This is a genomic window from Myroides albus, assembly GCF_009711045.1.
Taxonomy (GTDB): Bacteria; Bacteroidota; Bacteroidia; order Flavobacteriales; family Flavobacteriaceae; genus Flavobacterium; species Flavobacterium album_A.
Window position 1 is genome coordinate 25,305 of the sequence record NZ_WMJX01000013.1, and the last position, 15,145, is coordinate 40,449.

At 34.2% G+C, this 15,145-nt stretch carries 13 protein-coding genes; 9 read left to right on the forward strand and 4 right to left on the reverse strand.

What is annotated here, in order from left to right; all coding sequences use genetic code 11:
* Positions 1 to 16: 16 nt before the first annotated feature.
* Complete coding sequence (locus tag GJV76_RS07900) at positions 17 to 682, reverse strand: DUF4271 domain-containing protein (RefSeq protein WP_155092084.1); 666 nt, start codon at positions 680 to 682, stop codon at positions 17 to 19.
* 105 nt (positions 683 to 787) lie between these two features.
* Between GJV76_RS07900 and GJV76_RS07905 the strand changes: the two genes are divergently transcribed.
* The 3 genes from GJV76_RS07905 to GJV76_RS07915 are packed head-to-tail and all read left to right on the forward strand — an operon-like array spanning position 788 to position 3,454.
* Positions 788 to 1,510, forward strand: coding sequence for a polyprenol monophosphomannose synthase (locus GJV76_RS07905; RefSeq protein WP_155092085.1), 723 nt, complete (start codon positions 788 to 790; stop codon positions 1,508 to 1,510).
* Positions 1,510 to 2,847 (forward strand): dihydroorotase, encoded by a 1,338-nt coding sequence (locus tag GJV76_RS07910; RefSeq protein WP_155092086.1) that lies wholly within the window; start codon positions 1,510 to 1,512, stop codon positions 2,845 to 2,847. The genes GJV76_RS07905 and GJV76_RS07910 overlap by 1 nt, the downstream gene beginning before the upstream one ends.
* 13 nt (positions 2,848 to 2,860) lie before the next feature.
* Positions 2,861 to 3,454, forward strand: coding sequence for a DUF4296 domain-containing protein (locus GJV76_RS07915; RefSeq protein WP_155092087.1), 594 nt, complete (start codon positions 2,861 to 2,863; stop codon positions 3,452 to 3,454).
* A 32-nt stretch (positions 3,455 to 3,486) separates the two neighbouring features.
* Here the strand turns inward: GJV76_RS07915 and GJV76_RS07920 are convergent, their stop codons facing one another.
* Complete coding sequence (locus tag GJV76_RS07920; RefSeq protein WP_155092088.1) at positions 3,487 to 4,491, reverse strand: NAD-dependent epimerase/dehydratase family protein; 1,005 nt, start codon at positions 4,489 to 4,491, stop codon at positions 3,487 to 3,489.
* A 184-nt stretch (positions 4,492 to 4,675) separates the two neighbouring features.
* On the opposite strand from GJV76_RS07920, the gene tyrS reads away from it, so the two are divergent.
* The 6 genes from tyrS to GJV76_RS07950 all read left to right on the forward strand — a co-directional run bounded on the left by tyrS (position 4,676) and on the right by GJV76_RS07950 (position 13,601).
* Positions 4,676 to 5,968 carry a tyrosine--tRNA ligase gene (tyrS, locus tag GJV76_RS07925; RefSeq protein ID WP_155092089.1) on the forward strand — a complete coding sequence of 431 codons (1,293 nt, stop codon included), beginning with the start codon at positions 4,676 to 4,678 and terminating at the stop codon, positions 5,966 to 5,968.
* Between the two features lie 465 nt (positions 5,969 to 6,433).
* A complete protein-coding gene (locus tag GJV76_RS07930) occupies positions 6,434 to 9,532 on the forward strand; it encodes a SusC/RagA family TonB-linked outer membrane protein (RefSeq protein ID WP_155092090.1) in 3,099 nt (1,032 codons plus the stop codon).
* Positions 9,533 to 9,543: 11 nt separating this feature from the next.
* Complete coding sequence (locus tag GJV76_RS07935; protein WP_155092091.1) at positions 9,544 to 11,082, forward strand: RagB/SusD family nutrient uptake outer membrane protein; 1,539 nt, start codon at positions 9,544 to 9,546, stop codon at positions 11,080 to 11,082.
* A gap of 304 nt (positions 11,083 to 11,386) precedes the next feature.
* Positions 11,387 to 12,049, forward strand: coding sequence for a response regulator transcription factor (locus GJV76_RS07940; RefSeq protein ID WP_230381514.1), 663 nt, complete (start codon positions 11,387 to 11,389; stop codon positions 12,047 to 12,049).
* A gap of 60 nt (positions 12,050 to 12,109) precedes the next feature.
* Positions 12,110 to 12,625, forward strand: a complete 516-nt coding sequence (locus GJV76_RS07945; protein WP_155092093.1) for a ClbS/DfsB family four-helix bundle protein — start codon at positions 12,110 to 12,112, stop codon at positions 12,623 to 12,625.
* A 448-nt stretch (positions 12,626 to 13,073) separates the two neighbouring features.
* A complete protein-coding gene (locus GJV76_RS07950; RefSeq protein ID WP_155092094.1) occupies positions 13,074 to 13,601 on the forward strand; it encodes a hypothetical protein in 528 nt (175 codons plus the stop codon).
* A gap of 45 nt (positions 13,602 to 13,646) precedes the next feature.
* Here the strand turns inward: GJV76_RS07950 and yihA are convergent, their stop codons facing one another.
* Together yihA and GJV76_RS07960 are read right to left on the reverse strand one after the other, a co-directional pair.
* Entirely contained in the window at positions 13,647 to 14,267 is a 621-nt protein-coding gene (gene yihA / locus GJV76_RS07955) for a ribosome biogenesis GTP-binding protein YihA/YsxC (RefSeq protein ID WP_155092095.1), read from the reverse strand.
* 3 nt (positions 14,268 to 14,270) lie between these two features.
* Positions 14,271 to 15,035 carry an alpha/beta fold hydrolase gene (locus GJV76_RS07960; RefSeq protein ID WP_155092096.1) on the reverse strand — a complete coding sequence of 255 codons (765 nt, stop codon included), beginning with the start codon at positions 15,033 to 15,035 and terminating at the stop codon, positions 14,271 to 14,273.
* Positions 15,036 to 15,145 lie beyond the last annotated feature (110 nt).

Consider the following 15,145-nt stretch of genomic DNA (forward strand, 5'->3'; position numbering starts at 1 on the left):
TGTTTCTTAATTATGCTCAGATATTTTTAAACCAAAAATAGAGTAGAAAATAAGGAGCTATTTCAAGGGTGCAAAGATACAAAATAAAATAGAACAACTTATTTAATATTGATTTTTGATTGTTTTTTATAAAAATGATATATAATAATACATTTATTGCGATTAATGTAAAAATAAGGATAAGTGTTAGGCTTCTGCTGTTTATTTCATTGTAATAAAGCAGTACATCTACGAATAATAGCATCATCCCCATGTAGTTTCTATAAGTCGCTTTTTGTAAGTTTAGGGCATCCGCAAATTCTTCTATATTAAAAGCGACTGCAATAATCTTGTCAATTAAGTACTTTGCAATTACAAAAAACGCAATAAAATTGATGATTTGGATAAAAGAATTTAAGGTGATTTGCTCGATGTATCCAAATGTTTTTAAGCTAATCTGGATAAAGAAAGTAATCGATATCAATTGAATAGCTAAAAAGGATAGTGTGAAACTATTACGTAGGTTTGTGTTGTCTTTATAAATTTTCAAATATTTATTGGATGCAGCAAGTTTTGTAAACTCTGCAAACCTCACACTAAATATTGTTCGATTAATAGCCAGTACAGAGAATGCGATAAAGAATAGAGCTGTAGCCCAATCTTTATTCAATACGATTCTATCTATTAAAACTATATTCTCCATACAAGGTGCAAAATTAAGAATTTTTTTGCCTGTTTTCATGGTTTGTAGATTATTTAAGTTTTAACTTTCTATAAAAAGGTTACTTTTGTATTCAAACAATCTATAATGAGCTTAGGACTTGTCATTATACCAACCTATAATGAAATTGAAAATATTAGTTTAATTATAACTGCTGTTCTTGAATTAGAAGAACAGTTTCACGTTTTGATTGTTGATGATAACTCCCCTGACGGTACTAGTAATGCCGTGATAGAACTTCAGTCACAATTTCAAGGTCGACTGTTTCTTGAAACAAGATTAAACAAAGATGGACTGGGGACAGCTTATGTACATGGTTTCAAGTGGGCTTTAGAACGAGAATATGACTATATTTTCGAAATGGACGCCGATTTCTCTCATAATCCAAAAGATTTATCGAAGTTGTTAGCCGCTTCTCAGCGCTCTAAAGGGTTAGCTATTGGTTCGCGCTATGTTACTGGTGTAAATGTGGTAAATTGGCCTCTTAACCGCGTGTTATTATCTTATGGAGCTTCTATTTATGTTCGATTGATTACAGGAATGAAAATTAAGGACACAACTGCTGGTTTTGTTTGTTTTTCAAGAGAAGCTCTTCAACAGATTGATCTAGATAAAATACGCTTTGTAGGATATGCTTTCCAAATTGAGATGAAGTATCGTACCTATGTTAAGGGATTACCTATTGAGGAGGTTCCAATCATATTCACAGATAGAACAAGAGGGGAATCCAAGATGTCAGGAGGTATTATTAAAGAAGCAATATTTGGAGTCATTGCTTTGCGAATTAGAAAACTACTAAACACACTATAATGACAAATTATTTAATTAAAAATGGAACTATTGTCACTGAAGGAAAGTCCTTTGTTGGAGATCTTTTAATCGAGAATGGTTATATAAAGAAGATAGGTCATAATCTTCAAGTTGATAGTACCATTCAAACTATTGATGCAAGTGGAAAGTTAGTGCTACCTGGAATGATTGATGATCAAGTGCACTTTCGCGAACCTGGTTTAACCCATAAAGGCGATATTCAATCTGAATCTCGTGCTGCTGTAGCTGGGGGAATTACTTCTTTTATTGAGCAACCGAATACTGTGCCTAATGCTGTGACTCAGGATATTTTGGAAGAGAAGTATAAGAGAGCTGCAGAAGTATCATTTGCCAATTATTCTTTTATGATGGGAGGAACAAATGATAACTTAGAAGAAGTGCTTAAAACAAATCCAAGAAATGTAGCTGGTATTAAGTTATTTTTGGGGTCTTCTACTGGAAATATGTTAGTGGATAATCAAGAAGTTCTGGAAAAGATTTTCTCAAGTACCTCTTTGTTGATCGCTGTACATGCGGAGGATGAAGGAACAATTCGCAAGAACTTAGCTGAACACAAGGAAAAGTATGGAGAGGATATCCCTGTACAATGTCATCCTGTTATTCGCAGTGAAGAAGCATGTTATCTATCTTCGTCAAAGGCGATTGAATTAGCAAAGAAAACAGGCGCAAGATTACATGTCTTTCACCTATCTACAGCCAAGGAAACGGAATTGTTTAGAAATGATATTCCCTTGAAAGACAAAAAAATCACTGCAGAAGTTTGTGTACATCATTTGTGGTTTACAGATAAAGACTATGCTGTTAAGGGGAATTTCATCAAGTGGAATCCTGCAGTAAAGTCTGAAGTAGACCGAGAAGGACTTTGGAAAGCTTTATTAGATGATAGAATTGATGTTATCGCAACTGATCATGCTCCACATACATTAGAAGAAAAAAGTAAGTCTTATTTGAATGCACCTTCTGGTGGTCCCCTTGTTCAACATGCTTTAGTAGCATTATTGGAAAGTGTTAAGCAAGGAAGAATTACAATTGAGAAACTTGTAGAGAAATTCGCTCATAATCCTGCAATACTATTTCAAGTAGAGAAAAGAGGTTTTTTAAAAGAAGGCTATCATGCAGATGTTGTTATTGTTGATAGTGAAAGTGAGTGGACTGTAGATAAATCTAATATTTTGTATAAATGTGGTTGGTCTCCTTTCGAAGGAACTGCATTTAGTTCAAAAATAACTCATACTTTTGTAAATGGATTTTTAGCCTATGCCGATGGAGTTGTTAATACGGAACACAAAGGACAAAGGTTATTATTCGAGCGTTAATATTTTTAGTTGAATGAAAAAACTGATTGTTTTATTCTTTATCGCCTTCTTAGTTGTTTCTTGTAATGATAAGAAGCCTACTCCTTTCATTGAAAAAAGTAAAATGGAAGAGATTTTATATGATATAGCAATGCTATACGCAATTAATAACTCTTATGTTTATACGGTTGATAATGATACGATACCAAGAATCACTATTAATTCTATTTTCAATAAACATCAGGTAGACAGTCTTTCTTTTACAGAAAACAATGCGTATTATATCAATTTGAATAAAGGTGTATATTATGAAATGCAAGATCGAATTTACGCTCGTATTGTGATAAATCAAACAAAATTTGAGGTAGACGATTTTGTCAATAAGGTTTTGGATACGAAAAGAATTGATGTTAAAATGATGAGAAATGCCGTCAAGAATCACCTTGATGAGCTATCTGAAAAAAGCGATTCAGCAGGAGAACTAAAAGTTGACGGAGATAGTATAAAACAGTTAAGTAATCAGGATAAGACTCAAGTTGATTCACTTAAACAAAAGAGTAAGCGCAGAATAGCGCGAATAGTCAAAAACGATACGCTAAGTATTGACACGATAAAACGCGTAAAATAAGATATGTCTAAAGCCTATCCATTGGATAGGCTTTATTTTTTTGTATAGTGATATTGAATAATTTCAGGAATAAACTCTTGATAAGACTTTAAAGTAAATGGTAAGACTTGCAATAGCTTTTGATTGTCATAGGTGTATTTTGAATGTGACGACAGTGCAATAGCTTTTGTAAAACTTCTTTTTTTGCCTGATATCAAGGAAATAAAAGCATCTAATCTCCAAGCAATTCTGCATAACCATTTAGTAGCAAATATAAAAGGAGGTTTCTTATTCATTAATTCGGCAATGTAATTCAGTAGTTCTTGATACGTGATATTATTAGCTACAACGATGTATTTTTCGTTAAATAGATCACTGTCCATAAGGTGAATCATTGCATTGACAACATCTTCTGCAGAGACGATAGCTGCTGTTCCGTTTGTGTAAAAAGGGAAGTCTTTTTTTATCTTTTGAAAGAACTCATTACTTCCTTCGTAATTAAATCCTTGGCCGAAAATAATACCAGGATTGACGATGATAACTTTTAATCCTTCTTGAGTCCCTCGCCAAACTTCCATTTCAGCACCATATTTAGTTATGGCGTAATCGCTGTGATAAAGCTCTGGATTCCAGTTTGTTTTTTCATTGATGATCTTGTTCTTTGCTAAAGTTTCTCCCAATGCAGCAATAGAACTTACATGGCAAAACTTTTCAACTTCAAAGGCTATCGCTAAGTTGACAAGATTGGCAGTTCCCTCAATATTCGTTTGTCTTAATACCTTCTCATCACGAGGATCGAAAGACACTAAAGCAGCGCAGTGATATACCTCCGTAATGTTTTGGAAGGCTATTTCTAAGGCAGGTACATCTAATAGGTCAGCTTTTACCCATTCAATTTTTAAGAATAGGTCTTCACTCTTTTTCAATTTAAAAAAAGATTGAGTTTTCTTGATGCTATTTTCGTGTCTGTATATAGCGCGGACTACAGGCTCATTTCTGAGTAGTTGTAGGATTAGATGCGCTCCGACCATACCGGTTGCTCCTGTTACTAATTTCATACTTTATACAAAAATAAGTTTTATGTTTTACATACTGAAAAATTATGAAATAAAGTTGAAAACTAACGCCCCTATTGTCAGTTTCTAATTGATAAATGTATAAAACGACTAAAAGTGCAGTGAATATTGGAATTTTATTCCATAAGCTAAGGTTTTGAGCTATCTTTGTGTAAAATTTATTTAAATGAAGAATTTTATTGAAGAAGTGACTTGGAGAGGAATGCTCCACGACGTAATGCCAGGCACTGAAGAACATTTGTTGGAGCAAATGCGTGCTGCGTATGTGGGGATTGACCCAACAGCCGATTCATTGCATATTGGACATTTAGTAAGCGTGATGTTATTGAAGCACTTTCAATTAGCAGGACATAAGCCTTACGCTCTTGTAGGGGGAGCTACTGGGATGGTTGGAGACCCTTCTGGTAAGTCTAATGAGAGAAATTTATTAGACGAAGAAGCTTTACGCCATAATCAGAACGCAATTAAAAACCAATTAAGCCGTTTTTTAGATTTTAATTCAGGTGCTGAGAATGCTGCTGTGTTAGTAAATAACTATGACTGGATGAAGGACTTCTCTTTCTTAGAGTTTATTCGTACAGTAGGTAAGCATATCACAGTGAACTATATGATGGCGAAAGATTCTGTAAAGAAACGCCTGAACGGAGAGTTTGCAGATGGAATGTCTTTTACAGAGTTTTGTTATCAACTAATGCAAGGATATGACTTTTTGCATTTATACAAAGAGAATAATATTACATTACAAATGGGAGGATCTGACCAATGGGGAAATATCACTACTGGTACAGAGTTAATCCGCAGAACAATTAGCGAGAAAGCCTATGCGCTTACTTGTCCATTGATTACTAAAGCTGATGGTACTAAATTCGGTAAGTCAGAAGGAGGTAATATTTGGTTATCTGCAGAGTACACTTCTCCATATAAATTCTACCAATATTGGTTAAACGTGGCTGATGCTGACGCAGAGCGTTATATCAAGATCTTTACTTTTATATCAAGAGAAGATATTGAAGCATTAGTGAAAGAGCATACAGAAGCTCCACATTTACGTGTGTTACAACGCCGTTTAGCAGAAGAAGTAACTATTATGGTACATGGTCAAGAACAGTTAGACAATGCTATCAAAGCATCTAATATCTTATTCGGTAACTCTTCTACAGAAGATTTAAAACAATTAGATGAAAAAACGTTCTTAGAAGTTTTTGATGGAGTTGGACAATCAGAAGTGGCAAAGGCTGATATCGAGGCAGGATTAAATATTGTAGATGCATTAGCTGCTAATTCTGACTTAGCGTCTTCTAATGGTGATGCTCGTCGTTCGCTACAAGCAAACTCTATTTCTGTTAATAAAGAAAAGGTTACAGAAGATTATGTGATAACAGCAAATGATTTAATTAACGATCAATTTGTTTTATTGCAAAAAGGGAAAAAGAACTACTTTATTTTACATGTAAAGTAATTGAATACTATATGCTTAAAGCCTCTACATTGTAGGGGCTTTTTTTTTGACACTTATCGAGAATTTTAATTATTTTATAAATCTACCATATACATGGTATTTCGCAACTTACTGCATTGAGGTAAATTTGTATCAGATAATAAAAGAAAGAACATTGCCTTTATTGTTTTGAAGGTGGTGAGATTTTCTAACATTGATATCTACACCAAAGTGAATTTATATTAAAACCCAAATAAGATGCAATTAGTTGACAAAAGACGAGCACTTGAAACTCGTGACTTAAATCACATCAATACAATCTTTTCTATGCACACATCCATGTGTATGTGTCCATGCTGTTTTCTATAGAAGCATACCGCTTAAGAGCATTTCTGTGATGCTCTATAAAAATTCATTTTTCACAAAGTATTTCAATTAAATTTTAATCAAAGGATAGATTATAGGTCTATTACTAAAAGTAGTTTTATGCAAAAAATTTACGTAATTCTGTTTGTGTTTGTTGGTATTCTAACATCCCAAGCTCAAGACACTTTAGTATCAGGAACGGTGTCTGATTCTAGTGGTACACTGCCAGGAGTTAGTGTATTAATAGAGAATAGTTCACAGGGAACTATGACTGATTTAGATGGTAATTATTCTATAAATATAAAGGATGGACAAGTATTGGTATTTTCATTTGTAGGATATCAAACGCAGAAAATTGCTTATAAAGGACAAGCAAATGTCAATATTTTGCTAAGCGAGGAATCTGCAAACTTAGACGAAGTTATTATTACAGTGCCTTATGGTACAGCAAATAAGAAAACTTACACAGGATCTGTAGGATTAGTGCAAGCTAAGAATATTGAGAAAGCGCAGGTTAGTAATGTTTCTAAAGTATTAGAAGGTACTATTGCCGGAGTGCAATCGTTTTCGTCAAGTGGACAGCCTGGATCTGAAGCAACTATACGTATCCGTGGTATTGGTTCTATTAATGCCAATAGCAAGCCTCTTTATGTTGTTGATGGGGTGCCATACGAAGGAGAGTTGAATGCTATCGCAGCTACAGATATTGAATCTATGACTGTGCTAAAAGATGCTACTGCTGCAACATTGTATGGTTCGCGTGCAGCAAATGGTGTAATTATGATTACAACAAAACAAGGGACAAGAGAAACAGCTCCTCAAATTGAGATTAGTGCAAAACACGGTATTTCAAGCCGTGCACGTAATGACTATCGCGTATTGGGGACCAATGATTATATGGAGTTGCAATGGGAAGCTATTCGCAACGGACAAATGGATGCTGGAGGAAAATCACCTGAAGCAGCAGCTGAATATGCAAGTCAAAACTTGATTAGTCAGATAGGTATTAATCCTTACGGAACGAATAACCCAATGCCCGTAGGTACTGATGGTAAGCTTTTACCAGGATTAAAACCGTTGTGGAGTGACAACTGGGATGATGCTTTACAACAAAATGCTCGATTTACAGACGTGAATGTTAGAGTAAGTGGTGGTGGAAAGAACACGAGATATTTTGTTTCGGGAGGTTTTTTAAATGACCAAGGTTATGTTATCGAATCAGGATTCAAGCGTTATAACCTTAGATCTAATATCGTAGTAGATGCTAAAGATTGGTTAGAAGTAGGTCTGAATGTTGCTGCTTCGAGTTCGATACAAAATTTCCCAAAACAAGATGATAGTGAACAGTCAAACGTTATCTTATTTGCCAGAGTAATGCCTTCTTTTTATCCGATTTACCAAAGAGATTTGGCAACAGGAGCTTATTTGGTAGATCCAAATACAGGAGGACGTATGTTTGATTATGGAAACTACAGAGCTTCTTCATATGCTAAGTACAACTTGATTGCAAGTATGCCACACGACTTGAGCGAGATCAAGAAAGATATTGCAAGTGTTCGTACTTATGGACAAATTAAGTTTTTAGATAACTTAAAATTTAAATCTTCATTAAGTGTTGACTATAATAGTACTAATAATCACAATGTAACAAACCCTCTTTACGGTCCATCAGTTGAGTATGGAGGAAGTGTGGACCGCAAGAACACACGTACTGTTAGCATGACTTTTAATAACGTATTGAATTACAACTTAGATATAGACGATAAAAATGCAATATCTGCAATGGTGGGGCAGGAGTTCTATTCGTATGATTCAAATTATTTTGGAGGTCAACGTGAGCAGTTAATCATGAATGGTTATTTTGAACCAGATGCGGCGTCTAAGGTAATTGACTTTTTTGGAAAAGCAGATGAGTATAAAATGTTGAGTTTCTTCGGAAATGCTCAGTATTCATATGACAAGAAATATTATTTGTCAGCTTCTTTTAGAAGAGATGGTTCTTCTCGCTTTTCACCTGATAGTAGATGGGGTAACTTCTGGTCATTTGGTGCATCGTGGAGAATTATTGATGAGGAGTTTATGAATCAATATAGAGATACTTGGTTGAGTAATTTGCTTTTTAGAGCAAGTTATGGAGCACAAGGAAATGACAATGTTGGATATTATGCTTATCAAGCTTTGTACGCAATACAAAATAATTTAGGAGATCCAGGATTAGTAACATCGAGATTGGGAACAGAGGATTTGTCTTGGGAAACTAACTTAAATATGAATATTGGACTTGACTTTGGATTTTTCAATGAGCGATTGTCTGGTACAATAGAGTATTTCGAAAGACGTTCAAAGGATTTATTATTTGATAGAGATTTAGCTTCTTCTACAGGTTTTACTTCTATTCAAGAGAATATTGGAGCAATGAAAAATTACGGTTGGGAGTTTACGTTAAATGGTACGCCAATCATGACCGAAGATTGGAGATGGAGTGTAGGATTGAACTTGACTACGTATAAGAATAAGATTACTTCTCTGCCATCTGAGGCGATTTGGAGTGGAAATAAGAAATGGGTAAAAGGTGGTTCTTTGTACGATTTTTATTTACCAGAGTGGGCAGGTGTTAACCCAACAAATGGAAATGCACAATGGTATCTTCAGAATGGAGATGGATCAAAAACTATAACAGATGATTATTCACAAGTTGACAAAGTTGAACATAAAGTAAAACAAGGAAATTCTCTGCCTGATGTATCAGGAGGTTTCTCAACAGAATTAACTTATCAGAATTGGTCATTATCTGCAAACTTTGCCTATAACATTGGTGGAAAGATTTACAATGGTGACAAGATGAGTTTATACAGATCTTCAGGAGGAGGAACTAACTGGAGTACGGATATGTTGAATAGATGGACGCCAGATAATCCTAATACAGATGTAGCTAAAGTTTCTACGCATCCAAAGAGTGCATGGAATCAGTCTTCGGATAGATTTTTAGTTGATCGTTCTTACTTAAAACTTAAAAACCTAACGGTATCTTATAATGTGCCACAAGAATGGCTGAAGAAAGTAAGATTGTCTTCTGCAAGTGTATACTTCCAAGCTGAGAATCTTTTTACTTGGACGAAAGAACAAGGTCTAGACCCTGAGCAAACTTTTGATGGTAGTACGTATTTCCGTTACCCTGCCATGAAAACGATTTCTCTTGGGATTAATGTTAAATTATAAAAAATCGAATTATGAAAAATAGCGTAATTAAATATATAATAGGAGCTTTTATACTTTCAACAAGTTTGATTTCTTGTTCTTTGGATACTGATCCAACAGATGCTATTGAAAGTGAGAAAGTGTTTAGTACTGTAGAGGGGAATGAAAAGGTATTGAATGGTGCATGGAGTTATTTAATGGAAAGTTTTTCTACTTATGCTAATCCTGGTTTTGGATCATTTTTGCGTACAAATGATGCTATGGGTAGTGATGTAGTATTGAATGGAAGGTATGGTTTTCGCGCGCACTACTTATTTAATGCATTGTATTCAAAGGCGAGAACGAATACGCACAGTTGGAATTTAGCCTATAAAACTATTGACAATGCTAATAATGTGATTGCAAAAGTTTTTGAATCGGAAGGTTCAGTTGTTGACAAACAACGAGTTCGCGGTCAAGCTTTAGCATTGAGAGGTTTTATGTATCTACATTTAGCATCGAGTTATGCTTATGCAATTGATTTAGATCCGAATGCTATTACAGCTCCGATTTACTTGGAGCCAACGAGCAGTGCAACTAAACCAAGACCTGCTGCTACAGTTACAGAGGTTTATTTGCAATCTATTAAAGATTTAGAAGAAGCACTTACATTGATTCCTGAGACATATAAGAGAGGAAACACAATGAAGCATAAATTTGATCGTGAAGTAGTTTTGGGACTGCTTTCTCGTGCACATTTATACGCAAGAAACTGGAAAGAAGCTAAAGAGTACTCTGATCAATTATTGGCTTTGAATAGTTACTTAATGAATGAAAGTGAATACAAAAGTGGATTCAGTGATTCGAGTAATGGAGAGTGGATTTGGGGACATGCTCAAAATGAATCTCAAAAGAATGCATCTTATCAATTTAATTATTTAGATGTTACTTCAAGTCAGAGTTACTACTATAGCTTTAATGCGGATCCTTATTTTAGAGATTTGTTTGACGAAAGTGATTATAGAAAGAGCATGATTTATTGGGCACCAGACCCTTCTAATACAGAGCCAAAAGATGGTAATACTGCTTATATGCGCTATGCTAAATTTAAGTTTAGAGGTTCTCAGATAGCAGATATTGTATTGATGCGTACTTCAGAGATTTACTTGATTAATGCAGAAGCAAAAGCGCGATTAGGAGAGGCAGATGCAATTGATGTTCTGAATACTTTAAAGACAGCAAGAGGAGCTAAAGAAGTGAGCGGTCTAATGGGACAAGATTTGTTAGACGAAATCTGGATTGAGAGAAGAAAAGAACTTTTTGGCGAAGGGTTTGCTTTAATCGATATTATTCGCAATCAACAAAAAGTGGTTCGAAAAGCGTATCCTCAAGATAAGTTAGTTGATTTTACATACGAAGAAATGGATAGTACTGGAAAAATCTCTCAAGTAGTTGTAAAACTTTTACCAATGGGGCATGATGCTGTTAAGTTCCCTGACGGTTCAGATTTTATAGAAAATAGCAAGTATTATCTCTACCGAATACCAGAAGTAGAAGAAAGAGAGAATCCAAATCTATATTTGAATCGATAAAATTATAGTACGGATTATCATTTATAGTTGATTAGTTAGTGAGAAGTGAGATAACTTGAAAGATAGTTATCTCACTTTTTATTTTGTGGTTTTATGTGCCTGTTGAATCTGTTGTTCTTTCTGAGCAAAATTTCCATTGAATGAAGTTGTATATATCGTTGTATTGAATATTGTAAAGTTCGGCTTCAATACGGTCTACCGAGTTAAAGTGTAGAGTAGTTTTCCTCAATTTCGATTTAGAAGTTTGTATGGCACTAGAGGGTGAAGTGCCTTTTTGTTTTATCTTTGTTATTAATTAAAAGAAATGATTATGTTGTGCGTTGCTATTATAGATCAACAAGAGTTAACCAAATTTGCCATCAAGACTATTTTAGAGGAAAGGAGTAAGGATACTCTTTGTTATCAAGAGGTTGTTAATGCACATGATTTGAGAGAGTTTCTGAATAAGTGTGGCAAAACATATGTTTTTTTTAACCCACAGTCTTACAATTTTGAGCAACAGATCAATCAAATTTTTATGTTTCAAGAGCAGTATGTCAATTGTCATTGGGTCATGCTTTTTGATGAGTTAAATGAATCTTGGTTGAAGCGTATGTTGCAAATCAAGAAGGTCGATTTTAGTGTTATTTTTAAGACAGACACACTTGATAGCATAACCAAAGGTATAGATGAAGTACTATCTGGAAAAGTGTATTTGAATGATGCTGTTCAAAAGATTTTGGAGGAACACCAAAAGTCTATTCACAAGGTAGAACAGGTACTGACAGTTGTAGAACGCGAAATTCTAAAAGAGATAGCCTTTGGCAAAATGACAAAGGAAATTGCTGCTGAGCGAAATATTAGTGTGCACACCGTGATTACACATCGCAAGAATATCTTTAAAAAATTGGAGGTGAATAATGTTCACGATGCTACGCGTTATGCTATTCGCGCTGGTATCATAAAAGTCAATGACTATTATATATAGTCTGGATTGATTACTGGATAGTATTTTACGTTAGTTTCTTATTATAAGCAATTTTTTTTTATGGGTAGAGCTAAGGATAAGGTTAGTTTATTAGAGCAGAGTGAAAGTAGTTTCAACACTTTATTTGTACTTGTAGAACAGTTATCTACAGAACTGCAGCAAAAGACTTTTAATTTTGAAGGTAGAGATAGAAACATCAGAGATGTATTTGTCCACCTTTATGAATGGCATCAGCTATTGTTAACTTGGATTTCAAATAATCAACAAGGGAATCAGACGTCTTTTTTACCTAAGCCTTATAATTGGAAAACGTATACGGCTATGAATGTAGAGTTTTGGAAAAAGCACCAAGCTACGTCTTTGGACGATGCTAAGATATTACTACAACAGAGTCATCGAGATACAATTCAAATAGTGAAAGCTTTTACAGAAGATGAATTATTCGTTAAAAAGTATTTCAATTGGACAGGTTCTACAAGTCTTGGGAGCTACTGTGTATCGTCTATGTCAAGTCATTATGAATGGGCTATTAAAATAGTAAAGTCACACGTGAAATCAGGTAGTGAAAGCGAATGATTGATGGCTCTAACCTCATTATAGGATAAGGCGTGATTTAGAGTGTTTTCTGAAAAGGTAAATAGGTGAAAATCAGCCCTATATTTCTACATTGATTTAATTAAGTTAATTGATATTTGGCTACCAGTAGCTTTATGTCAATATTTTTTTTTAGTAGTATCACATTTTTATTGTTGAGAGATTGCTTGCACTTTCTTCGGGTTTTCTAGGGGGATGCTTCGGGTTTTATTGGGAAAAGGCGTCTTTTTGCGAAGAAAACCCGAAGGATACTCGAAGAATGCTCCAAGAAAGTCGCATGAAAGTGTGGTTATTCTTCGCGCTGATCTATTATTATATTTACTTTAAATTATGTAAATATTTATTTTAATTGAGACAAATATTTGATTTTTAATATGTTAGTTTGTCTGTTTTTCATAATTTTGTTGTGGTAATCTTAACGGAATATATTATGAAAAAGTATTTGTTGTTTTTCGCTACTATTTTATGTTGTGTTTTTTTAGGGGGGTGTAGTTCGGATGAAAATTCGAAGAAGAAGGATGATGGTAATGAATCGAATAACTCAGGTACCGAGATTTCGGTTGCTCATTATTCGAAAGCCATTAAAAAAGATTGGTTAGCTTCTAAGTTTGTGTACTTAGATAGAAATAATAAAGTGATTCTTGAAGAAGATTTAAGCTTTTATAGAGTTTGTGATTTGGATTTATATAGCTTCAAAGAGGATAAAGTTTTTATGGAAAATCACAGTTTTGATTGTAGTGAACTTTACAAAAGCGTTGCAGATTATAAAATCGAGGGAGAGAACTTGTTACTTTTTGCCAAGGAGATGAATGATAACTTAGAACCTTTAGAAATTATTTCTTTGACAACGAAACAATTAGTTTTGAAAGTTGATGATAAATATGATTTCTTTTATGGTAAGCAAATTAATCTGCCTGAAGGTGCTACAGCGAAACAGGTCATTTTGGTTGCTAAATAGTAAATGTATATAAAAGAAAAAACTGCTGTACAGCAGTTTTTTCTTTTATATAGGACTTTGGTTTTTAAACATTTCTTTATTGATTTCGTCAATGTACTCAAGAACTTCATCTCTACCTATTTTGTCTTCAGAGGAAGTTACAAAATAAGGAGGCATTTCTTCCCAATTGTCTGCTAACATTTTCTTTCTATAATCAGCGACTAAACTATTTACCTTTTGTTTTCCTACTTTATCTGCTTTAGTAAATATAATAGAAAAAGGTACTTCAGATTGCCCCAAGTATTGCATGAACTCTAAGTCAATTTTTTGAGCTTCGTGTCTGATGTCTACTAAAACAAATGCGCTAACAAGCTGTTGTCTTTTTTCGAAATAATCTGTAATGAATTTTTGAAATGTAGATTTTGTCTTCTTACTTACTTTTGCATATCCATATCCAGGTAAATCAACTAAATACCAATTTGAGTTAATCTTAAAGTGATTTATTAATTGTGTCTTTCCCGGTCTTGAAGATGTTTTTGCAAGATTCTTTTGGTTTGTAAGCATATTAATCAAAGAAGATTTGCCGACATTAGACCTTCCGATGAAAGCGTATTCAGGGATAGGTTCATTAGGGCACTTCTTCGCGTCAGAGTTACTTACGACAAATTCTGCAGTATTAATTTTCATATTTTAGTAATTGCGCTTTTTAAACCAAGCGTATAGTAATTTATTAAATTCGTCTGGATGTTCCATCATCGCTGCGTGTCCACATTCATCAATCCAATATAGATCTGAATCAGGTAGTAGTTCGTTAAACTCTACTGCAACTTCGGGAGGAGTTACCTTGTCGTTTTTCCCCCAGATTAGACAGGTTGGTACATTTATTTTTGGTAAATCTTTAGACATATTGTGGCGTATTGCACTTTTGGCAATAGTAATAGTCTTGATAACCTTCATACGGTCATTTACAGTAGCAAAAACTTCATCTACTATTTCTTTCGTAGCTATTTCAGGATGATAAAACACGTCCTCTGCTTTTTTCTTGATATACTCATAGTCACCACGCTTTGGATAACTATCTCCCATAGCACTTTCATATAAGCCAGAGCTACCTGTAAGTACCATAGCTTGTAAGTACTCAGGATACATCTTAGAAAAATACAAAGCAATATGTCCTCCTAAGGAATTTCCTAATAGGATTACTTTTTTGTGTCCAAGGTGGTCGATAAAGTCTTTAACAAACTTAGCAAATGCCTTTACGTTTGTCTTTAAAATGCTATTTGTGTATAAAGGTAGTTCAGGGAGAACTACTTTGTAGCCTTCTTTCGGGAAGAATTCTGTAACACCATCAAAATTGCTCAGTCCGCCCATTAAACCGTGTAAGATGATAATTGGAGTTCCATCACCAATCTCAACATAACGGAATTTACCATCTACTTTTAAAGTTCGCTCCATGTAGTTTCTAAATGCGATTTTTAAATTCCCACAAATATAAGGTTTTATTAGGGACAATGTTTCTAATAAAACTATAAAAAAACATTTAACTGCAAATTAGATGAAATATA